The sequence below is a fragment of the Nocardioides endophyticus genome (assembly GCF_039543845.1).
GTDB classification, from domain to species: Bacteria; Actinomycetota; Actinomycetes; order Propionibacteriales; family Nocardioidaceae; genus Nocardioides; species Nocardioides endophyticus.
In genome coordinates this window covers 214,491-234,509 of the sequence record NZ_BAABKN010000004.1, presented here as the reverse complement: position 1 = coordinate 234,509, position 20,019 = coordinate 214,491, and the positions used below count along the sequence as shown (strand labels likewise).

Here is a 20,019-nt window from a genome sequence, read left to right as displayed (position 1 = left end):
CCGGCCGCTACTAGGGTCGCTGCGTGAGCACCGCGTCCGAGCACCGCCAGCCCTGGCGGCTCAGCCCGCGCGGCCAGGCGTGCTTCGACGTCGCGCTCGCGACCGCACTGCTGCTGCCGGCCTTCGCGATGCCGTTCACGGAGGTCGGCTGGACCGGCCTCGTCCTGTCCTTCGGACAGCTGGCACCTCTCTATTGGCGGCGACGTCACGCCGTCGCGGTCTTCGCGCTGGTCGCCGGGTTCAGCGCAGCCCAGGCGGTGCTCATCGACACCCCGATGTGGAGCCAGGTCGCGTTCCCGGTCGCCGTCTACTCGGTCGGCCGGTTCGCGACCACGCGGCCCGGTCTGACCACGCTCGCCATCGGGATCGCCGGCGCCTTCGTGGCGTCGTACGTCTGGCTGCTCGAGTTCGACCAGCTGACCCCGTCGGCGTTCACGTCGTACGTCCTCTTCATCACCGCCGTCGTCGTCACCGCCTGGGCTCTCGGCACCCTCGGCCGCATCCGCCGGGCGTACGTCGACGCGCTGGTCGAGCGCGGCGAGCAGATCAGGCGCGAGGCCGCCCAGCAGGTCGCGCTGGCGGCGTCGGACGAGCGAGCACGGATCGCCCGCGAGATGCACGACGTCGTCGCGCACGGGCTGTCGACGATCGTGGTGCAGGCCGATGGCGCGCGCTACGCGGCGACGCAGGACCCCGACCTGGCCGCGGCGACCCTCGAGACGATCGCCGCCACCGGCCGCGCGTCCCTCACGGAGATGCGCCACACCCTGGGCCTGCTCCGCTCGGACGACGGCGTCGAGCTCCGCCCGCAGCCCGGCATCGCGGACCTGGCCGGGCTCGTGGTCGGCGAGGACGTCGAGGCGACCCTGCCGGACCCGGCCACCCCGGTGCCGGACGGCGTCGCGCTCACGGCGTACCGCGTCGTCCAGGAGGCGCTCACCAACGTCAGGAAGCACGCCGGCCCGGGTGTCCGGGTGCGCGCCGTGGTCGCGATCGACGACGAGGTCACCGTGCTGGTCGAGGACGACGGGCGCGGCGCCGCCGTCGCCGACGGAGGCGGTCTCGGGCTGGTCGGGATGCGGGAGCGGGTGAACGCTCACGGCGGGACGCTCGAGGTGGGACCCCGCGCGGGCGGCGGCTGGCGCGTGGCTGCGAGGCTTCCCCTGTGAACGACGAGCGGATCCGCGTCTACCTCGTCGACGACCAGCAGCTGGTGCGCAGCGGCTTCCGGATGCTCGTCGACAGCCAGCCCGACATGAGCGTCGTGGGCGAGGCCGGCGACGGGGCCGAGGCCGTGCAGCAGCTGGCCGTGACGGCCGCCGACGTGGTGCTCATGGACGTGCGGATGCCACGGATGGACGGAGTCGAGGCGACCCGGTCGATCACCGCCCGTGGCGACCTGCCGCGGGTGGTGGTGCTGACGACCTTCGACCTGGACGAGCACGCCTTCGCGGCGATCAAGGCCGGGGCCGCTGCCTTCCTGCTCAAGGACGCGCTGCCGGAGGACCTGCTCACGGCGATCCGCACGGTGCACGCCGGTGACTCGGTCGTCGCGCCGAGCACGACCCGCCGACTGCTCGACCAGTTCGCCGCCGTACTGCCGGACGCAGTCACCGTCCCCGACGACCGGCTCGCCGGCCTCACCGAGCGCGAGCGCGAGGTCCTCGTGCAGGTCGGCCGGGGCCGGTCCAACACCGAGATCGCGGCCGACCTGGTGGTCGCCGAGGCGACCGTGAAGACCCACATCGGGCGGCTCCTGGCCAAGACCGCCTCCCGGGATCGGGTCCAGCTGGTCGTGCTGGCGTACGAGACCGGGCTGGTGCGTACGACCTGAGTCGTACGCCGGGTCCGGTCCACGGGCTGACGATCCGGAGCCGCCCGATCGCGAGAGTCGTGCCATGACGACTCCCACCCTCGCCGCCAGCGCCCGCGACCTCACCCGTGTCTACGGCCACGGCGACACCGCCGTCCACGCTCTGCGGGGCGTCGACCTCGACCTCCCCGCCGGCCGCTTCACCGCGATCATGGGGCCGTCCGGCTCCGGCAAGTCGACGCTGATGCACTGCCTGGCCGGCCTCGACACCCCCACCTCCGGCACCGTCACCGTCGCCGGGCGCGCCCTGCAGGACATGGACGACACGGCGCTGACCGTCTTCCGGCGCGAGCACGTCGGCTTCGTCTTCCAGTCCTTCAACCTGCTGCCGATGCTCACGGCCGGCCAGAACGTGCTGCTCCCCCTCGAGCTCGCCGGCCGCCGGGTCGACGCGGAGCTGCGGGCGCGCTACGACCTGGTCGTCGACGTGCTCGGCATCCGCGACCGGCTCGGGCACCGCCCCTCGGAGCTCTCTGGCGGGCAGCAGCAGCGCGTGGCCATCGCCCGTGCGCTCGTGTCGCAGCCCGACATCGTGTTCGCCGACGAGCCGACCGGCAACCTCGACAGCGAGACGTCGGCCGAGGTGCTCGGATTCCTGCGCCGCTCCGTGCGCGAGCTCGGTCAGACCGTCGTGATGGTGACCCACGAGACGGACGCGGCGGCGTACGCCGACGACGTCGTCGTGATCACCGACGGCCTCGCCGCCGACGTACGCCCGGTCGTGGCGGAGCCGGCGCGATGAGGACCGTGCTGCGCGCGTCGTTGCGCACCCACACCCGCCGCTACATCTCGGCCGCTGTCGCGGTGGTCATCGGCGTCTCCTTCATCGTCGTCACGAGCCTGCTGTCCGACGCCACCCGCGCCGGCCTGGTCGCCGGCGTCGAGGTGCCGTACCGCGGCGCCGATGTCGTGGTCACCGACGTCGACGCCGACGAGGCGGCCCGCATCGTCGACCGCGCCGAGCGCGACGGCGACTCCGCGGCCGTCCTGGGATGGACGCCGCAGAAGGTGCGGGTCGGTGACCGCCTCTTCGAGGACCGCACCGACGTCGGTGGCATCGCCGCGGACCCGGACCTGCGCTGGCAGCTGCTCCGCGAGGGTCGCCTCCCCGACGGTCCCGGCGAGGTCGTCGCCGACGTCAACGCGGTCAAGGGCCGCGACGTCGCCATCGGTGACAGCGTGGAGATCGGGACCGGGAGGAGCTCGGTCGAGGCGACCCTGGTCGGCCTCGTCGACACACCCTCCGCCAGCATCGGCGCCCAGCTCTACCTGACCTGGCCCGACCTGCGCGGGCTCGACTCCGACCTATGGGTCGACTCGGTCGCGTACGCCGGACCCGGCTCGTCCTCGCTCGCCGGCACCCTCCCCGCGGGTGCCACCGTCCAGCCGCGCGACGAGTTCGTCGAGGACCGCCAGGCCGAGCTGACCAAGGAGGTCAACGTGCTGGCGATCCTGCTGTTGGTCTTCGCCGCGATCGCGCTCTTCGTCTCGGTGCTGGTCATCGCCAACACGTTCTCGATCCTCTTCGCACAGCGCGCCCGCGACTTCGCGCTGCTCCGCTGCGTCGGCGCGACCCGGCGTCAGATCCTGCGCTCGGTGCGGGTCGAGGCCGTCGCGCTCGGGATCGTCTCGGCCACCCTCGGTCTCCTGGTCGGCACCGGTCTCGGCTACGGGCTCGTCGCGCTGGCAAAGGGCGCGCTGCCCAGCGGCAGCATGGCCTTCCCGACGCCGTCCTTGCGTTGGTACGCCGGCGCGCTGGTCGTCGGCGTCCTCGTCACCGTCGTCGCCGCCTGGCTGCCGACCCGGCGCGTCGTCCGGATCAACCCGCTGGCGGCGCTGCGTCCCGACGACTCGACCAGCGTCCACACCGGCGCGGGACGGCTGCGGGTGCTGCTCGGGGTGGCGGCGGTCGCCGTCGGCGTCGGCCTGCTCGCACTGTCGATCAGCGCAAGCAACGCCGTCGCGATGGTGCTCGGTGGAGTCACGTCGTTCAGCGGCGTGCTGCTGTTCGGACCCGTCCTGGTCCCCGCGCTGATCCGAGCGGTCGGCGGGCTGCTCGGACGGGTCGCCGGGGCACCGCTCCGACTCGCGACCGAGAACGCCGTACGCAACCCCCGCCGTACCGCTGCCACCACGGCCTCGCTGCTCGTCGGGGTCACCCTGACCACCGCCGTCCTGGTCGGCCTGGCCAGCTCGCGCAGCGCGGTCAACGAGGATCTCGACAGGGACCACCCGGTCGACCTGACGCTCACCGGGACCGATGCGCCGCTGGCGGCCGACGTGGTCGACCGGGTGCAGGCGGTGCCGGGTGTCTCCTCCGCGGTCGCGCTGGACGGTGCCGTCGGCAGCATCTCCGGCGCCGGGCGGATGCCGCTCGTCGCGCCGAGCGGTACCGACGGCGTGACGCGTGGTGCCCCCGGCATGGCCACGCCACGACCTGGGGACATCTGGCTCCCGGACGACCTGTTGGACGGCCTCAGCTCCGGCGGGCGGGTCACCGTGCGCGTGGACGGTCGGTCGGCAGAGCTGCGGGTCCGCGGTGGCTCGGGCTGGGGCGAGGCCGCGGTCGTGGCACCGACGACCCTGGCGCGTCTGACCACGACCCCCGCCACGTGGGCGGTCTGGGTGCGGGCCGACGACGGCGCCGACGCGGAGGATCTGGGTGGCGACCTGGACGCGGTCGCGCAGTCGGCGGACGCCGACCTGGTCAACAGCCTGCGCGAACGCTCGTGGGTCACCCTCCAGCTCGACATCCTGACCGCCACCGTGGTCACACTGCTCGGCATCGCCGTGGTGATCGCGCTGATCGGCATCGGCAACACGCTCGGCCTGTCGGTGCTCGAACGAGGCCGGGAGAACGCGCTGCTGCGCGCCCTCGGACTCACCCGTCGCCAACTGCGGGCAACCCTCGCAGCGGAAGCGCTGCTGCTGTCGGTGGTCGCGACGGTCCTCGGCACGGTGATCGGCGTGGCGTTCGCCTGGGTCGCCGTCCAGGCCCTGGTGCAGCGGGCGGTCGATGCCGCTCCGGTGGTGCTGCCCTGGGGTCAGCTGGCCGCGGTGATCGTGGTCGCCGGCGTGGCCGGGCTGGTGTCGGCACTCCTGCCGGCCCGGCGTGCCGCCCGGGTCACTCCCGCTGCCGGGCTCAGCCTCGACTGAGGGGCCCGTGAAGGGGTAGTCCCTGATGGAATGGTCTGGCAGCGTTCCCGAAGGCCCGAAACGTCAGGGACGACCCCGACACAGCCGCCCGAGAGCGATCAGGCGGAGCGTTCGGCGACCGGGACCCCGCGACGGGCGGCATGACGGGCGGCGACCGATGCGGCGTACGTCGCACGGCGGCGAGCCACGATGCCGGCCGCGTCGCCGGAGCCCTCCGCCAGGTGCGGCTCGAGGGCCTCAGCGAGGGCGCCACGCAGGAGCACGAGGGCTTCGGCGCGGAGCTGGGAGATCCGGGACTCGGTCACCCCGAGCTCGGCGGCGATCTCCGCCATCGGACGCTCTTCGAGGAAGTAGCCGCGGACGACGGCGCGCAGCCGCTCGGGGAGCTCTTCGATCGCGTCGACGAGGTAGTCCAGGCGCTCGGCCTGCTCGACGACCTCGGCCGGGCCAGGGGTACGAGCGGGCAGGACGTCGGCGATGGAGTGGTCGGCGCCGTGCAGCGGCAGCACGGCCGCACGCGACACGTCCGCGTCGGTGCGGGCGATGTCGGCAGTGGTCAGCCCGAGGGACTTCGCCACGGCGGCGTCGTCCGGGAACGCACCCATGGCGGTCGCGAGCCGCTGACGGGTGGCCTCGATGTCGCGGCTGCGACGACGCACCGCGCGCGAGGCCCAGTCGATGGAGCGCAGCTCATCGAGGAGCGCGCCGCGCACCCGGGTGGTCGCGTACGCCGAGAAGGGAACCCCGAGAGAGGAGTCGAACGCACGTGCGGCGGTGACCAGCGCGACCAGGCCCGCGGAGCGGAGGTCGTCGCGGTCCACGGACGCCGGGATCCGGGCCGAGAGCTCACGGACGAGGTGCGCCACCAGGGGCACGTACTCCTCGGCGAGGAGGCTGGGGTCGGCTGAGTCGCGCACTGTATTTTGGCTCGTCATGCCGTCGAAACGATTCACAAGTGGAATCCTGACGCGCTCCTGAGAGCTTTGTGAGCCGGAGTGTCCGAAATGGGTCAAACGGGCTATGCCAATTACCGAGACACCTAGGGGCGGCCCCCACACGCGCACCTTGCGGGAAACTTGCGAAACTTGCAGGTCAGTCGACGGAATCGGACGGTTTCAGTTCACGAAGGCGCAGAACTCGTTGCCGTCGGGGTCCGCCAACACGGTCCAGACCACCTCATCGTCCGGGGAACGCAGCACCTGAGCGCCGTACGCCGTGAGCAGTCCGAGGTCGGTGGTGGCCACATCCCAGTGGATGCGGTTTTTGACCGTCTTGGGCTCGGGGACGTGGGCGAACACGAGACTCTCGAACGGCGCGCCCGGGATCTCCGCCAGGCTCGCACAGCCGTCCTCCTCGTCGAGCTCCCACCGGCCGCCGATCAGGCCCGCCCACCACGCAGCGAGACCGGCCGGGTCGGCGCAGTCGATCCCGATCTCGTAGAGCCGGCGGGCCGGCACCTTCTCGCGGGGAAACACGCACAGCTCACCGCCCTCCGGGTCGCGCAGCACCTTCCACGCGAACGAGTCGAGGTCCAGCGGGGTCGCCCCGAGCGCGAGCGCGTCGGCGACATCGGCGACGTGCACGTCGAGGTGCACCCGCTGCTTGACCGTCACGGGCTCCGGCACCGGGTTCACCCAGATCGTCGATGCCTGGTCGGCCCCGGTGAGCAGGACCAGTCCATCCGCACGCTGCTCGAGGTCGAGTCGCAGCAGGTCGGCCCAGAAACGGCCGAGCAGGACCGGGTCGACTGCGTCGATGCAGAGGTCCTTGAACCGGGCGATCGGGGCACTCATCTCGCCATCATGTCCGGCCGGCTCAGTTCCAACCAGATTGACCTCAACCCGAGTTGAGGTTCTACGGTCTGCCCGTGACCCTGACCGCCGATCCCGAGGTGACGCCCCGCCCGCGTCTGCTCTCCCCGACGTACGCCGCCACCACGATCGGCATGTTCGCGCTGGTCGTCTTCGTGGCGTTCGAGGCGACAGCGGTCACGACGGTGATGCCGGGTGTGGCCCGCGAGCTCGACGGCATCGGGCTGTACGCCCTGTCGTTCGCGGCTCCGCTCGCGAGCGGCGTCGTCGGGATGGTCGCCGCCGGCGCCCGCAGCGACCGGCACGGTCCGGGCGGCCCGCTGGCCGCCGCGCTGGTGCTGTTCTCGCTCGGCCTGGTCGTCTGCGGCACCGCGCCGTCGATGGAGGTCCTCGTGGCGGGCCGGGTCCTCCAGGGCCTCGGCGGCGGCGCGCTGACCGTCTGTCTCTACGTGATGATCGGGCTGGTCTTCCCGGCGGCCCTGCAGCCGGCGGTCTTCGCCAGCTTCGCCGCCGCATGGGTGCTGCCGTCGCTGTTCGGGCCCGCGCTGGCCGCGTTCGTGGCTCAGGCGGTCGGCTGGCGCTGGGTCTTCCTCGGTGCGGTCGCGCTGGTCGCGGCCTCCACCCTGCTGATCGTGCCGGCGCTTCGCGGCCTCGAACGCCGCGACGGCGGGAGCGAGACGCCCCGCTCACGACTGGTCTGGGCGATCGTCGCGGCGACTGCGGTGCTCGCCCTCGAGCTGGTCGGCTCGCGACGCGGGAGCATCGGGCTCCTCGCCGTCCTCGCTCTCGGGTTGGTCTTCCTCTCCCTGCGCCGGATGCTGCCCGCCGGGTCGCTGGTCGCGCGGCGCGGCCTGCCCGCGGTGATCGGCACCCGCGGTCTGCTCAGCGCGTCGTTCTTCTGCTCCGAGGCTTACATCGTCTTCGTGCTGCAGGACCGCTGGGACCTGACCGCCGGCACGGCCGGCCTCGCGCTGACCGCGGTTGGCGTCACCTGGGCGGCTGCCAGCCAGGTGCAGGCGCGGCTGGGCGCACGGGTCTCCGATGTCACCGCGATGCGCTGCGGCGTCGCCCTGGTGCTCGCCGGGACGGCGGCGCTGCTGGCGGTCATCCTCAGTCACGCGTCCCCGGTGCTGGCAGTCGCGGCGTACGTCGTCTCCGGCGCGGGGATGGGCTTCGGCTACCCACGCACCGGCGTGGCGATGCTCGCCGCCTCGACAGACGCCGACCGAGGCTTCAACTCCTCGGCGCTCTCCATCGCCGACTCGCTCGGCGGCGCGCTCGCGCTGTCCCTCTCGGGCATCGTGTTCGGGGTGGCCACCCGCGCGGGCGCCGACCCGTTCGTCTCGGTCTTCATGCTGGCGGCCGGCATCGCAGTGCTGGGCGTCGTCACGGCGTCGCGGACCGATGCTCGCGTCAGTGACCCGGCACCGCACTGAGCTGGTCCGGCGCGAGCACGATGTCGATGCGGGTGATCTGACCCCCGTCGACGGTGAACGAGACGATCGAGTGCAGCCGGCCGGCCACGCGGAACGCGACCCCGGTGCGGCCGTTGACCTCGACCAGCTCCACCCCTCCGTCCTTGCGGGCGATCCCGGCCATGAAGCGGGCGACGTTGTCAGGTCCGAGGACCGGCCGCCGGGCGGCGTTGACGACGCCGCCGTCACTCGTGAAGACGACGGACGGGTCGAGGAGCCGCACCAGCCCGGCCAGGTCTCCCCCGGCGGCGGCGCCGAGGAACGCCCCGACGACCCGGTCGTGGGTGCCGGCGTCGACCGCGACCTGCGGCGTACCGGCTGCGACGTGCTGGCGGGCCCGGCGGGCGAGCTGGCGCACCGCCTCCGGCGTACGTCCCACGGCATCGGCCACGTCCGCGAACGGCCCTGCTCCGGCGCAGCCGGAGCCACTGACACAGGCCGAGGAGTGAATACAGGCGCTAGACGAGCCCGGGCTCGGTCTTCTCGCGAACCTCGTCCTCGGTGACGCCGGGGGCGAGCTCGACGAGCTTCAGTCCCCCACCTTCTGCTGCGGGGATGACGTCGATGACGGCGAGGTCGGTGATGATCCGCTGGACGCAGCCGCGGCCGGTGTAGGGCAGCGAGCACTCCTCGACGATCTTGTACGAGCCGTCCTTGGCGACGTGCTCCATCAGCACGATCACCCGCTTGGCACCGTTGACGAGGTCCATCGCCCCGCCCATGCCCTTGACCATCTTCCCGGGGATCATCCAGTTCGCGATGTCACCCGTCTTCGAGACCTGCATCGCCCCCAGGATCGCGGCGTCGATCTTGCCGCCCCGGATCATCCCGAACGACGTCGCCGAGTCGAAGATCGACGCCCCCGGCCGCAGCGTCACGGTCTCCTTGCCGGCGTTGATCAGGTCCGCGTCGACCGCGTCCTCGGTCGGGTAGGCACCCGTACCGAGCACCCCGTTCTCCGACTGCAGCACCAGCTCCACCCCCTCGGGGACGTAGTTGGGCACCAGCGTCGGCAACCCGATCCCCAGGTTCACGTACGACCCGTCGCTCAGCTCCGAGGCCGCCCGCGCGGCCATCTCCTCGCGCGTCCAGCTCATCGGCCCACCTCCGTCACAGTCCTCTTCTCGATCCGCTTGTCGGCCGCCTGCTGCGGGGTCAGTGCCACGACCCGGTGCACGAACACCCCCGGCGTGTGCACCTGCGCCGGGTCGATCTCGCCGGGCTCGACCAGCTCCTCGACCTCCGCGACCGTCACCCGTCCGCACATCGCCGCGAGGTTGTTGAAGTTGCCCGCGGACTGGCGGTAGACGAGGTTGCCGTGCCGATCGCCCTTCCAGGCCCGCACCAGCCCGAAGTCGGCCACGATCGCCCGCTCCAGCACGAACTCCTTCGGCCCCTCGGCGGTCTCGAAGACCTGGGTCTGCTTCGCCGGGGATGACACGACCACGTTGCCGGCGGCGTCGTACTTCCACGGCAGCCCGCCCTCGGCCACCTGGGTGCCGACACCGGTGCCGGTGAAGAACGCCGCGATCCCCGTCCCACCCGCCCGCATCCGCTCGGCCAGCGTCCCCTGCGGGGTCAGCTCCACCTCCAGCTCACCAGCCAGGTACTGCCGGGCGAACTCCTTGTTCTCCCCGACGTACGACGACACCATCCGCCGGATCCGCTTCCGCGCCAGCAGCAGGCCCAGGCCCCAGTCGTCGACACCGCAGTTGTTCGACACCACCTCCAGGTCCGTGGTCCCGGCCTCGAGCAACGCCTGGATCAGCACCGACGGGATCCCGCACAGCCCGAACCCGCCCACCGACAGCGTCGCGCCGTCCGGAATGTCCGTGACCGCCTCAGCAGCGGACGTCACCACCTTGTCCACGAACGCTCTCCTCCACCACTGGGGCTCCTGGATGTGACCTGCCTCCCGATGGAGTTTAGGGGCGCGGCTCTCCTGGCTACCCTCGGTCCATGTCCGGGCCGAGCACAGCCGACTGGTCGCGCGTGCGTCTGCACGTCGTGACCGGCAAGGGCGGCACCGGCAAGTCGACGGTCGCCGCCGCGCTAGCGCTCGGACTCGCCTCCCACGGCAAGCAGGTGCTGCTGTGCGAGGCCGAGGGCCGCCAGGGCATCGCCCGGATGTTCGACGTCGACCCGCTGCCGTACGCCGAGCGCCGGATCGCGACCGGGCTGAGCCACGAGGACCGGGCACCCGGTGTCGTCCACGCCCTCCACATCGACGCGGAGTCGGCCCTGCTGGAGTACCTCGCCATGTACTACAAGCTCGGCCGCGCCGGCCGGGCGCTCGACCGGTTCGGCGTGATCGAGTTCGCGACCACGATCGCCCCCGGCGTCCGCGACGTGCTGCTCACCGGCAAGGTCTTCGAGGCCGTGCAGCGCAACAGCCGCAACAAGGGCGCGATCACGTACGACGCCGTCGTGCTCGACGCACCGCCGACCGGGCGGATCACCCAGTTCCTCAACGTCAACGACGAGCTGGCGGGTCTCGCCAAGGTCGGCCCGATCAAGAGCCAGTCCGACACGGTGATGACGCTCTTCCGCTCTCCCCGCACCGCCGTCCACCTGGTGACGGTGCTCGAGGAGATGCCGGTGCAGGAGACCGCGGACGGCATCTCGGACCTGGCCGCGGCGGGGCTGCCCGTCGGCGGGGTGATCGTCAACCAGGTCCGCTCGCGCGACATCGCTGCCGCCGACCTCGAAGCGGCCCTCGCCGGTCGGCTCGACACCGCCCGTCTCGCGGCCGACCTGAAGGAGGTCGGCGTGGACTCCACCGAGGGGCTGGTCGAGGGCCTGGTCGCCGAGGCTCACGACCACGCCGTACGACGCGCGCTCGAGGACTCCCAGCACGAGGTGGTCGCCGGGCTGGGGCGACCGACGTACGAGCTCCCCCGCCTGACCGGAGGCGTCGACCTCGGCGGCCTCTACGAGCTGGCCGCCGCCCTCAAGCACCAAGGCCTTGCATGAGGAGCCCGGCATGAAGACCACCCGGATGAAGTCCCGCCCCCGCGTCGGCCCGCTCGCCGGTCGCCCCGGCCCGGCCCCCGCGATGGACGTCGATGCGCTGATCGACGACCGCGGGATCGGCATCATCGTCTGCTGCGGCTCCGGTGGCGTCGGCAAGACCACCACCTCGGCGGCGCTCGCGCTGCGCGCGGCCGAGCGCGGCCGCAAGGTCGTCGTCCTCACCATCGACCCGGCCAAGCGGCTGGCGCAGTCCATGGGGATCGAGCAGCTCGACAACACCCCGCGGCCGGTCACCGGTCTGCGCACCAATGGCAAGGGCAACCGCAAGGGCGGCGGGCTCGACGCGATGATGCTGGACATGAAGCGCACCTTCGACGAGGTGGTCGAGAGCCAGGCCGCTCCGGAGAAGGCGCGTCAGATCCTCGAGAACCCCTTCTACATCGCGCTCTCCAGCTCGTTCTCGGGCACCCAGGAGTACATGGCGATGGAGAAGCTCGGCCAGATCCACGCCGACGCGCAGCGCGACGGCACCTACGACCTGATCGTGGTCGACACCCCGCCCTCGCGCTCGGCGCTGGACTTCCTGGACGCGCCCGAGCGGCTCTCCAGCTTTCTCGACGGCCGGTTCATCCGACTGCTGCTCACCCCGGCGAAGGGCCCAGCGCGGATGATGACCGCCGGGCTCGGCCTGATCACGGGCGCCCTGAACAAGATCCTCGGCACCCAGGTGCTGCGCGACATGCAGACCTTCGTCGCGGCGTTCGACACGCTCTTCGGCGGGTTCCGGCAGCGCGCGCAGAAGACCTTCGAGCTGCTGCAGGCGGACGGTACGGCGTTCCTGGTCGTGGCCGCCCCCGAGCCCGACGCCCTGCGCGAGGCGGCGTACTTCGTCGAGCGCCTCGCCGAGGACGACATGCCGCTCGTAGGGCTGATCGTGAACCGGGCCAGCCCCGAGCCGCGCGGCACCCTGTCCGCCGACGAGGCGATGGCGGCGGCGACCCGGCTCCGTCAGCGTGACCCGGAGTCGCTGACCGCGGGGCTGCTGCGCCTGCACGCCGACCAGTCCCGCATCGGCGAGCGCGAGGAGCGGCTGCGCGCGCGCTTCGCCGCCGCGCACCCGCAGGTGCCGACGGCCGTCGTACCGGCGCTGCCGGGTGACGTCCACGACCTCGCCGGCCTCCGCAGAGTCGGCGAACTGCTCGCTGACGTCAGACGCTGACGGCCGGCACGATCGTGCCGTCCTTGGCGCGTGCCGCCTCGAGCACGGTGCGCCACGAGGAGTTCGGACGACGACGCAGCAGCGCACGGCGCTCCCGCTCGGTCATCCCACCCCAGACGCCCCACTCGATCTGGTTGTCGAGTGCCTCTGCGAGGCACTCCGTCCGCACCGGACAGCCGGAGCACAGCTGCTTTGCCTTGTTCTGCTCCGCGCCTCGCACGAACAGTTGGTCCGGCTGTGACTCGCGGCATGCCGCCGCGCTCGCCCAATCTTCAACCCACATAAGTGATGTCCCCACATCGGAACCCGAGAACGCAGCGCCCCCATGGCGTGTGACTCTCGGGATTGTTCCCCTCGCTGAGAAAGTTAAGGAATTGCTGAGTAGTGGAACAGACCATTTGTGCCCAGATCGTCTAGTCCATTCGGACTAGTCCGAATGGGTCAGGTGGCCCGAATCGAGGAATCGGGCTCTCTTCGGCCGGTCCCGTATCCTCGGAGCCATGTCCGTCCCGCGCGACGAGCGCCTCTCCGCCGGCCGCGTCATCTCGCATTTGGGGGTGATGGTGGCCGTCGCAGCGATCCTCGGCGTGGTCGTCGCCGGTCTGGCCATCCCGTTCGCCGGCGTCCTGGGTGTGGGCGCACGCAACGTCGCCAAGGCGATGGACAACCTGCCGGCCGAGCTCGAGACCGACCCGCTGCCGCAGCGGACCCGGCTGCTCGACTCCAGCGGCAACACGATCGCCACGTTCTACGACGAGAACCGCGTCAACGTCTCAATCGACCAGGTCTCCCGCAAGATGATCGAGGCGATCATCTCGATCGAGGACGCCCGGTTCTACGAGCACGGCGCGCTCGACCTCAAGGGCACGGTCCGCGCACTCATCACCAACCAGGCCAACTCGGGCGTGGTGCAGGGCGGGTCGTCGATCACCCAGCAGATGGTCAAGATGACCCTCCAGACCCAGGCGCACAACAAGGCCGAGCGGCTCGCCGCCACCGCGGACACCTACGCGCGCAAGCTCAAGGAGCTCCGTTACGCAATCGCGTTCGAGCAGCACCACTCCAAGGACTGGATCCTGGAGCGCTACCTCAACATCGCCTACTTCGGTGACGGCACCTACGGCGTGCAGTCGGCCGCGCGGCACTACTTCGGCGTCAACGCCAAGAAGCTGAACCTGCGCCAGGCCGCGATGCTCGCCGGCCTCGTCAAGAACCCCTCGGGCTACGACCCGACCAACTCTCCCGATCGCGCCCTGGCGCGGCGCAACGTCGTCCTGGACCGGATGGCGCAGCTCAACGTCATCACCCGCGAGAAGGCCGACAAGGCCAAGGAGACGAAGCTCGGCCTCCACGTGGTCCCCGCGAAGAACGGCTGCATCAACTCGCAGGCCCCCTTCTTCTGCGACTACGCCTGGAACTACCTGCTGACCGACAAGTCCCTCGGCAAGACAGTCGCCCAGCGCAAGCGAACCATCAAGTCGGGCGGACTGACGATCCGCACCACGGTCGACCTGCGCACCCAGGCAGCCGCCGACGAGTCCGTGGCCGCGCACGTCTACCCGACCGACCAGGCGCTCGGCGCGCTGGCGATGGTCGAGCCGGGCACGGGCGACGTCAAGGCGATCGCCCAGTCGCGGCCTATGGGCGGCAAGAAGAAGGTCGGCCAGACGTTCCTCAACTACGTGGTTCCGCAGAAGTACGGCGACTCCGCCGGCTTCCAGGCCGGGTCCACCTTCAAGCTCTTCGTGCTGTCCGCGGCGATCGAGCAGGGCATGTCCCTGAGCACCACGATCAACTCACCGCAGCAGGTGGACATCCCGATGTCGAACTTCCCGGACTGCGAGGGCAACTTCCAGAGCACGGACGTCTGGAGCCCCAACAACTCCACGGGCGCCGGCACGTTCAACTTCTACACCGGCACCCAGATGTCGGTGAACACCTTCTTCGCCCAGCTCGAGGAGCGGACCGGCCTGTGCGAGCCCTACCGGCTCGCCAAGTCGATGGGGATCGAGCTGACGGACCCGGACCGCGAGCGGGTCCCATCGTTCACGCTGGGCGTGCCGAGCGTGAGCCCGCTGGAGATGGCCGAGGCCTACGCGACGGTCGCCGCCCGAGGGCTGCACTGCGACTCGCGACCGGTGACCTCGATCGTGGACTCCGACGGCAAGACGGTCAAGGACTTCCCGTCGCAGTGCAAGCAGGTGATGGCCAAGGGCACCGCCGACGCCGTCAACGACATCCTGCGCGGAGTCCAGGAGACCGGGTTCGGCGCCCAGGCCGGCATCAGCCTGACGCAGCCGTCCGCCGGCAAGACCGGCACCATCAACGACAACATGGCTGTCTGGTTCTGCGGCTACACGCCCAACCTGGCAGCCGCGTCGATGATCGCCGGCGCCAACAGCCTCGGTCACTGGATCACCCTCAACGGGCAGATGCTGGCCGGCCAGTACACCGTCTCCGCCCACGGCTCCACGACGGCCGGACCGATGTGGGGCGACGCGATGAAGAAGATCTCCGCGTGGCTCCCCGACGAGGACTTCGTCGCGCCCGACACCGACACAGTGTCCGGCGTCCAGATCGCGGTCCCGAGCACCAACGGTATGAGCACCAGCGCGGCCGAGGACGCGCTCAGGTCCGCCGGGTTCTACCCCTCGGTCTCCGGATCGGTCGCGTCGGGCAGCCCGGCCGGCACAGTGGCCTACACGTCACCGGGTGGCGGCTCGTACGCCGCGAAGGGCTCGTCCGTCACGATCTACCCCTCCACCGGCCACCCGCCGCGTGGCAACGGCGGTCGCGGCAACGGCGGTCGCGGCAACGGAGGCCGGGGCGGCGGGCGCTGAGCCCGCGCGCACTCAGGCGCCCAGCTGCCGGCGTACCTCTGCCGCGACGGCGCCACCGTCGGCCCGGCCCTTGACCTGGGGCGTGACGACACCCATGACCTTGCCCATCGCCTTCATGCCCTCGCCGGCCGCGCCGACCTGGGCGACGGCCGCGGTGACGAGGTCGGCGATCTCCTGCTCGCTGAGCTGCGCGGGGAGGTAGTCGGCGATCACGGCCGCCTCGGCGACCTCCTTCTCCGCCATCTCGGCGCGCCCGCCGTCGGCGAAGGCGGTCGCCGCCTCGCGGCGCTTCTTGGCCTCGGTGGAGAGCACGCCGATGATGTCGTCGTCGCTGAGCTCGCGCGCCTCCTTGCCGGCGACCTCGGCGTTGGTGATGGCCGAGAGGACCATCCGCAGGGTGGACGACCGCACCTCGTCGCGCGCCTTGATCGCGGTGGTGAGGTCGGCGCGCAGACGGTCCTTCAACTGGCTCATGTGGTCATTGTGGCAGCCTTGCCAGGGTGAGCCTCCTCGACGCCGTCCGACGTACGACACTGGGAGTCGTCGGCGCCGGCGCGATCGGTGGTGCCGCGCTGACGGCGTACGCACTGGCCGAGGCGCGCGCCTACACGCTGCGCCGGGTCACCGTGCCCGTGCTGGCACCGAGCAGCCCCGACCTGCGGGTGCTGCACCTGAGCGACATTCACCTGACCCCGGGCCAGACCCGCAAGCAGGACTGGGTCCGGAGCCTCGCCGACCTCCGACCCGACCTGGTCGTCGACACCGGCGACAACCTGGCCCACCGCGGCGCGGTGCCGATCGTCCTGGACTCGCTGGGCGGCCTGCTCGACGTGCCCGGCGTGTTCGTCTTCGGGTCCAACGACTACTTCGAGCCGACCCTGCGCAACCCCGTGCGCTACCTGCTCCCCGACGACGGGAAGCGGCACACCGACACTCCACAGCTCCCGTGGCCGGAGCTCCGCGACGCGTTCACCGGCGCGGGTTGGAGCGACCTGACCAACCGGCGCGCGACGTTGGAGGTGCGCGGGGTGCGGATCGCCTTCGCGGGCGTCGACGACCCGCACCTCGGCTACGACCGGCTCGACGACATCGCCGGACCGGCCGACCCGGAGGCCGACCTGAGGCTGGGCGTCGCGCACGCGCCGTACCTGCGAGTGCTCGACCGCTTCGCCGCCGATGGGTACGACGCAGTGCTGGCGGGCCACACCCACGGCGGCCAGGTGTGCGTGCCGGGCATCGGCGCCCTGGCCACCAACTGCGACCTCGAGCCGGCCCGCGCGAGGGGCCTGCACCGGCATCCGGCGGACTCTCGGCCCGGCGATCCGGGGTCGTCCTGGCTGCATGTGTCGGCCGGTCTGGGCACCAGTCCGTACGCCCGGATCCGGGTCGCCTGCCGACCCGAGGCGACGCTGCTGACCCTGGTCGCGACCAAGCGCTGAACCGATTTCAGTGGGCCGGAGGTGCTCGGGTATGGTTGCCCACGGCCTGCTCCGGTGGGCCGATCGGGCTGTGGCGCAGCTTGGTAGCGCGCTTCGTTCGGGACGAAGAGGCCGCAGGTTCAAATCCTGTCAGCCCGACATCCAGGACCCGGATCCGCACAGCGGATCCGGGTCCTGCTGTCTTCCGGATGGTTTCCTGAGTCCGGGCGGTGGAATGCTGCCGTCATGGGTGACACCGAGCGCGACGAGCCGTCCCTCGAGCTCGAGATTCCACGCCTGCGACGACCGCGCCGCAAGCGGAAGGACCGTGCCGCTGACGCGACGCCGTCCAGCGGTGAGCAGGCAACCGTTCCGGCCGTGCCATCGGTTGCTGACGCACCGCCGCCGGCCGACGAGCCCACCCCGGCCGCCACCAGCGGTGAGCAGGCAACCGTTCTCGAGGTCGCAGAGGTTGCCAGCACACCGCCGCCGGCACCACGAGCCCGCCGTCCGCGGCCTTCCGTCCAGCTGCCCAGCGGCTGGCCGGCGGTGATCGTCACCGGCCTCGTCGTGGGCCTGGTCGTCGTCGGACTGACCTGGGTGTCGCTGCGGACGTGCGAGGCCGTCCAGGGCACCACCAGCTGCGGCACGGCGGGCTACCCCATGCTGGGGCTGGTCCTGGTCCTCGCCGTCCTGGCCGGCGGCACGCTGCTACGGCTGGCCCACGTGCCCGACCCGGTGAGCACCAGCCTGCTGGCCGTCGGCTGCGCCGCTGTGATCGCGCTCGTGTTCCTGATCGACCACCTCGACCAGCCGGCGATGGTGGTCGTGATCCCGTTGGTCTGCGCGGCCACCTTCGCCGGCGCGCACTGGCTCACGACCGCGGTGATCGAGCCCCACGAGGAGTGAAGGTCAGCGAGAGGCTGCGATCAGCTCCGCGATCTGCACCGTGTTGAGCGCCGCGCCCTTGCGCAGGTTGTCGTTCGAGACGAAGAGCGCGAGGCCACGGTCGTCGTCGACACCCGGGTCCTGACGGATCCGGCCGACGTACGACGGGTCCTGGCCCGCCGCCTGCAACGGGTTGGGGATGTCGGACAGCTCGACACCGGGAGCGCCGGCCAACAGCTCGCGGGCTCGCTCGACCGACATCGGCCGCGCGAACTCGGCGTTGATCGCGAGCGAGTGCCCGGTGAAGACCGGGACGCGCACGCAGATGCCCGAGACCTTGAGATCGGGCAGGCCGAGGATCTTGCGCGACTCGTTGCGGAGCTTCTGCTCCTCGTCGGTCTCGTTGAGACCGTCGTCCACGATCGAGCCCGCCATCGGGAGCACGTTGTAGGCGATCGTCCGCTCGTACTTCACCGGGTCCGGGAACGTCACGGCCGTGCCGTCGTACGCGAGCTCGGTCGCCTTGTCACCGGCGGCGGCGACCTGGCCGGCCAGCTCCTCGACCCCGGCGACGCCGGAGCCCGAGACGGCCTGGTAGGTCGACGCGATCAGCCGGACCAGCCCAGCCTCGTCGTGCAACGGCTTGAGGACTGGCATCGCGGCCATCGTGGTGCAGTTCGGGTTCGCGATGATGCCGCGCCCGGCCGCGATCACGCCGGCCATCGCCTCGGGGTTGACCTCGGAGACGACGAGCGGGATCGCGGGGTCCTTGCGGAACGCGCTCGAGTTGTCGACGACGATCACGCCGGCGTCGACGAACCTCGGCACCAGCGCGCGCGAGGTGGTCGCACCCGCCGAGAAGAGGGCGATGTCGAGCCCGGTCGGGTCGGCCGTCTCGGCGTCCTCGACGACGACGTCCTGCCCGGCGAAGGGCAGCACCTTGCCCGCGGAGCGGGCGGAGGCGAAGAAGCGGATCTGGTCGACCGCGAAGCCGCGCTCCTCGAGGATCTGGCGCATCGCGACGCCGACCTGGCCGGTGGCGCCGACGACGCCGAGGTTGATGCCCATGTCTACCGGCCCGTCCCGCCGTACACGACCGCCTCGACCTCGCCTGCGTCGAGGTCGAAGGCCGTGTGGACCGCGCGGACGGCCTCGTCGACCTGGCCCTCGGCGACGATCACCGAGATCCGGATCTCGGAGGTGGAGATCATCTCGATGTTGACGCCCGCCGAGGCGAGCGCGGCGAAGAACTTCGCGGTGATGCCCGGGTGCGAGCGCATGCCGGCACCGATCAGCGAGACCTTGCCGATCTGGTCGTCGTACAGCAGCTTGTCGTAGCCGACCTCGTCCTGGATCCGGGCGAGCGCGCCCATCGCGGACTGGCCGTCGGCGCGCGGCAGCGTGAACGAGATGTCGGTCAGACCGGTGGCCGCCGCCGAGACGTTCTGCACGACCATGTCGATGTTGACCTCGGTCGCCGCGAGCGCCTCGAAGATCCGGGCCGCCTCGCCGACCTTGTCGGGTACGCCGACGACGGTGATCTTGGCCTCGCTGCGGTCGTGAGCGACGCCGGCGATGATCGCCTGCTCCATCTCGTGCTCTCCTGCCTTGCTGTCCGGGATGACCCAGGTGCCTTCCTTCTGGGAGAAGGACGAACGCACGTGGATCGGCATGTCATAACGGCGGGCGTACTCGACGCACCGCAGGTGCAGGATCTTCGCTCCCGAGGCCGCCATCTCCAGCATCTCCTCGGTGGAGACCTTGTCCAGCTTGCGGGCGGCCGGGACGATCCGCGGGTCTGCGGTGAAGACCCCGTCGACGTCGCTGTAGATCTCGCACACCTCGGCGCCGAGGGCGGCCGCGAGTGCGACGGCGGTGGTGTCGGAGGCGCCGCGACCCAGGGTCGTGACGTCTTTGGTGTCCTGCGAGACTCCCTGGAAGCCCGCCACGATCGCGATCGCGCCGTCCTTGATCGCGGCCTCGATCCGGCCGGGGGTGATGTCGATGATCTTCGCCCGGCCGTGGGCGGAGTCGGTGATCACGCCGGCCTGCGAGCCGGTGAACGACTGCGCCTTGTGGCCGAGCTGGGCGATCGCCATCGCGACCAGCGCCATCGAGATGCGCTCACCGGCGGTCAGCAGCATGTCGAGCTCGCGCGGCGGCGGCAGCGGCGTCACCTGCTCGGCGAGGTCGCGCAGCTCGTCGGTCGTGTCGCCCATCGCCGAGACCACGACGACGACGTCGTTGCCCGCTCGACGGGTGTTCACGATGCGCTGTGCGACGCGCTTGATACCGGTCGCGTCAGCGACCGACGATCCGCCGTACTTCTGCACGACAATGCCCACGGTGCGGTCCTTGATGCTCGA

General features: G+C 71.3%; 19 protein-coding genes and 1 tRNA gene. 11 read left to right on the top strand and 9 right to left on the bottom strand.

Translation table 11 applies throughout. From position 1 onward, the window contains the following. Positions 1 to 23 precede the first annotated feature (23 nt). From ABEA33_RS02220 to ABEA33_RS02205, 4 genes are all read left to right on the top strand, one after another. Positions 24 to 1,169 carry a sensor histidine kinase gene (locus ABEA33_RS02220; protein WP_345524912.1) on the top strand — a complete coding sequence of 382 codons (1,146 nt, stop codon included), beginning with the start codon at positions 24 to 26 and terminating at the stop codon, positions 1,167 to 1,169. Beyond that, a complete protein-coding gene (locus ABEA33_RS02215) occupies positions 1,166 to 1,834 on the top strand; it encodes a response regulator (RefSeq protein WP_345524911.1) in 669 nt (222 codons plus the stop codon). The genes ABEA33_RS02220 and ABEA33_RS02215 overlap by 4 nt, the downstream gene beginning before the upstream one ends. Before the next feature lie 64 nt (positions 1,835 to 1,898). Next, positions 1,899 to 2,615, top strand: a complete 717-nt coding sequence (locus ABEA33_RS02210; protein ID WP_345524910.1) for an ABC transporter ATP-binding protein — start codon at positions 1,899 to 1,901, stop codon at positions 2,613 to 2,615. After that, entirely contained in the window at positions 2,612 to 5,029 is a 2,418-nt protein-coding gene (locus tag ABEA33_RS02205; protein WP_345524908.1) for an FtsX-like permease family protein, read from the top strand. The genes ABEA33_RS02210 and ABEA33_RS02205 overlap by 4 nt, the downstream gene beginning before the upstream one ends. A gap of 98 nt (positions 5,030 to 5,127) precedes the next feature. Here the strand turns inward: ABEA33_RS02205 and ABEA33_RS02200 are convergent, their stop codons facing one another. Both ABEA33_RS02200 and ABEA33_RS02195 read right to left on the bottom strand, forming a co-directional pair. Beyond that, on the bottom strand, positions 5,128 to 5,946 hold the full coding sequence (locus ABEA33_RS02200) for a sigma-70 family RNA polymerase sigma factor (RefSeq protein ID WP_345524907.1): 819 nt from the start codon (positions 5,944 to 5,946) through the stop codon (positions 5,128 to 5,130). A gap of 198 nt (positions 5,947 to 6,144) precedes the next feature. Then, positions 6,145 to 6,822, bottom strand: coding sequence for a VOC family protein (locus ABEA33_RS02195; protein WP_345524906.1), 678 nt, complete (start codon positions 6,820 to 6,822; stop codon positions 6,145 to 6,147). 74 nt (positions 6,823 to 6,896) lie between these two features. On the opposite strand from ABEA33_RS02195, the gene ABEA33_RS02190 reads away from it, so the two are divergent. Beyond that, positions 6,897 to 8,276, top strand: a complete 1,380-nt coding sequence (locus tag ABEA33_RS02190) for an MFS transporter (RefSeq protein WP_345524905.1) — start codon at positions 6,897 to 6,899, stop codon at positions 8,274 to 8,276. Here the strand turns inward: ABEA33_RS02190 and ABEA33_RS02185 are convergent. The 3 genes from ABEA33_RS02185 to ABEA33_RS02175 all read right to left on the bottom strand — a co-directional run bounded on the left by ABEA33_RS02185 (position 8,254) and on the right by ABEA33_RS02175 (position 10,185). Then, positions 8,254 to 8,706, bottom strand: coding sequence for a sigma-70 family RNA polymerase sigma factor family protein (locus ABEA33_RS02185; protein ID WP_345524903.1), 453 nt, complete (start codon positions 8,704 to 8,706; stop codon positions 8,254 to 8,256). The genes ABEA33_RS02190 and ABEA33_RS02185 overlap by 23 nt on opposite strands. 67 nt (positions 8,707 to 8,773) lie before the next feature. Beyond that, complete coding sequence (locus ABEA33_RS02180; RefSeq protein WP_345524902.1) at positions 8,774 to 9,412, bottom strand: CoA transferase subunit B; 639 nt, start codon at positions 9,410 to 9,412, stop codon at positions 8,774 to 8,776. Continuing rightward, complete coding sequence (locus ABEA33_RS02175) at positions 9,409 to 10,185, bottom strand: CoA transferase subunit A (protein ID WP_345524901.1); 777 nt, start codon at positions 10,183 to 10,185, stop codon at positions 9,409 to 9,411. The genes ABEA33_RS02180 and ABEA33_RS02175 overlap by 4 nt, the downstream gene beginning before the upstream one ends. Before the next feature lie 89 nt (positions 10,186 to 10,274). On the opposite strand from ABEA33_RS02175, the gene bagA reads away from it, so the two are divergent. Continuing rightward, the gene (gene bagA, locus ABEA33_RS02170) at positions 10,275 to 11,288 is read left to right on the top strand and encodes an ATPase BagA (protein WP_345524900.1); all 1,014 of its coding nucleotides are present in this window, start codon (positions 10,275 to 10,277) and stop codon (positions 11,286 to 11,288) included. Positions 11,289 to 11,313: 25 nt separating this feature from the next. Then, positions 11,314 to 12,507: an ArsA family ATPase gene (gene bagB / locus ABEA33_RS02165; protein WP_345524932.1), complete on the top strand. Its 1,194-nt coding sequence runs from the start codon at positions 11,314 to 11,316 to the stop codon at positions 12,505 to 12,507. On the opposite strand, the gene ABEA33_RS02160 is transcribed toward bagB, so the two are convergent. Next, entirely contained in the window at positions 12,497 to 12,790 is a 294-nt protein-coding gene (locus ABEA33_RS02160; protein ID WP_345524899.1) for a WhiB family transcriptional regulator, read from the bottom strand. The genes bagB and ABEA33_RS02160 overlap by 11 nt on opposite strands. A gap of 217 nt (positions 12,791 to 13,007) precedes the next feature. Here ABEA33_RS02160 and ABEA33_RS02155 point away from each other — a divergent pair, with 217 nt between their 5' ends. Beyond that, entirely contained in the window at positions 13,008 to 15,347 is a 2,340-nt protein-coding gene (locus ABEA33_RS02155; protein WP_345524898.1) for a transglycosylase domain-containing protein, read from the top strand. A gap of 12 nt (positions 15,348 to 15,359) precedes the next feature. Here the strand turns inward: ABEA33_RS02155 and ABEA33_RS02150 are convergent, their stop codons facing one another. Next, positions 15,360 to 15,821 (bottom strand): GatB/YqeY domain-containing protein, encoded by a 462-nt coding sequence (locus tag ABEA33_RS02150; RefSeq protein WP_345524897.1) that lies wholly within the window; start codon positions 15,819 to 15,821, stop codon positions 15,360 to 15,362. 26 nt (positions 15,822 to 15,847) lie between these two features. Between ABEA33_RS02150 and ABEA33_RS02145 the strand changes: the two genes are divergently transcribed. The 3 genes from ABEA33_RS02145 to ABEA33_RS02135 all read left to right on the top strand — a co-directional run bounded on the left by ABEA33_RS02145 (position 15,848) and on the right by ABEA33_RS02135 (position 17,674). Then, on the top strand, positions 15,848 to 16,786 hold the full coding sequence (locus tag ABEA33_RS02145; RefSeq protein ID WP_345524896.1) for a metallophosphoesterase: 939 nt from the start codon (positions 15,848 to 15,850) through the stop codon (positions 16,784 to 16,786). A gap of 64 nt (positions 16,787 to 16,850) precedes the next feature. Continuing rightward, positions 16,851 to 16,924: transfer RNA gene (locus tag ABEA33_RS02140), tRNA-Pro, on the top strand. An 87-nt stretch (positions 16,925 to 17,011) separates the two neighbouring features. Continuing rightward, positions 17,012 to 17,674 carry a hypothetical protein gene (locus ABEA33_RS02135; protein WP_345524894.1) on the top strand — a complete coding sequence of 221 codons (663 nt, stop codon included), beginning with the start codon at positions 17,012 to 17,014 and terminating at the stop codon, positions 17,672 to 17,674. Positions 17,675 to 17,677: 3 nt separating this feature from the next. Here the strand turns inward: ABEA33_RS02135 and ABEA33_RS02130 are convergent, their stop codons facing one another. Further along, on the bottom strand, positions 17,678 to 18,721 hold the full coding sequence (locus tag ABEA33_RS02130; RefSeq protein ID WP_345524892.1) for an aspartate-semialdehyde dehydrogenase: 1,044 nt from the start codon (positions 18,719 to 18,721) through the stop codon (positions 17,678 to 17,680). A 2-nt stretch (positions 18,722 to 18,723) separates the two neighbouring features. Continuing rightward, positions 18,724 to 19,998 (bottom strand): aspartate kinase, encoded by a 1,275-nt coding sequence (locus ABEA33_RS02125; protein WP_345524890.1) that lies wholly within the window; start codon positions 19,996 to 19,998, stop codon positions 18,724 to 18,726. Positions 19,999 to 20,019 lie beyond the last annotated feature (21 nt).

What these genes read in the sequence shown, in the direction of transcription:
- ABEA33_RS02210 (WP_345524910.1), top strand. Translation starts at nt 1,899, where the DNA reads ATGACGACTCCCACCCTCGCCGCCAGCGCCCGCGACCTCACCCGTGTC.
- ABEA33_RS02205 (WP_345524908.1), top strand. Translation starts at nt 2,612, where the DNA reads ATGAGGACCGTGCTGCGCGCGTCGTTGCGCACCCACACCCGCCGCTAC.
- ABEA33_RS02195 (WP_345524906.1), bottom strand. Translation starts at nt 6,822, where the DNA reads ATGAGTGCCCCGATCGCCCGGTTCAAGGACCTCTGCATCGACGCAGTC.
- ABEA33_RS02180 (WP_345524902.1), bottom strand. Translation starts at nt 9,412, where the DNA reads ATGAGCTGGACGCGCGAGGAGATGGCCGCGCGGGCGGCCTCGGAGCTG.
- bagA (WP_345524900.1), top strand. Translation starts at nt 10,275, where the DNA reads ATGTCCGGGCCGAGCACAGCCGACTGGTCGCGCGTGCGTCTGCACGTC.
- bagB (WP_345524932.1), top strand. Translation starts at nt 11,314, where the DNA reads ATGAAGTCCCGCCCCCGCGTCGGCCCGCTCGCCGGTCGCCCCGGCCCG.
- ABEA33_RS02160 (WP_345524899.1), bottom strand. Translation starts at nt 12,790, where the DNA reads ATGTGGGTTGAAGATTGGGCGAGCGCGGCGGCATGCCGCGAGTCACAG.
- ABEA33_RS02155 (WP_345524898.1), top strand. Translation starts at nt 13,008, where the DNA reads ATGTCCGTCCCGCGCGACGAGCGCCTCTCCGCCGGCCGCGTCATCTCG.
- ABEA33_RS02150 (WP_345524897.1), bottom strand. Translation starts at nt 15,821, where the DNA reads ATGAGCCAGTTGAAGGACCGTCTGCGCGCCGACCTCACCACCGCGATC.
- ABEA33_RS02135 (WP_345524894.1), top strand. Translation starts at nt 17,012, where the DNA reads ATGGGTGACACCGAGCGCGACGAGCCGTCCCTCGAGCTCGAGATTCCA.
- ABEA33_RS02130 (WP_345524892.1), bottom strand. Translation starts at nt 18,721, where the DNA reads ATGGGCATCAACCTCGGCGTCGTCGGCGCCACCGGCCAGGTCGGCGTC.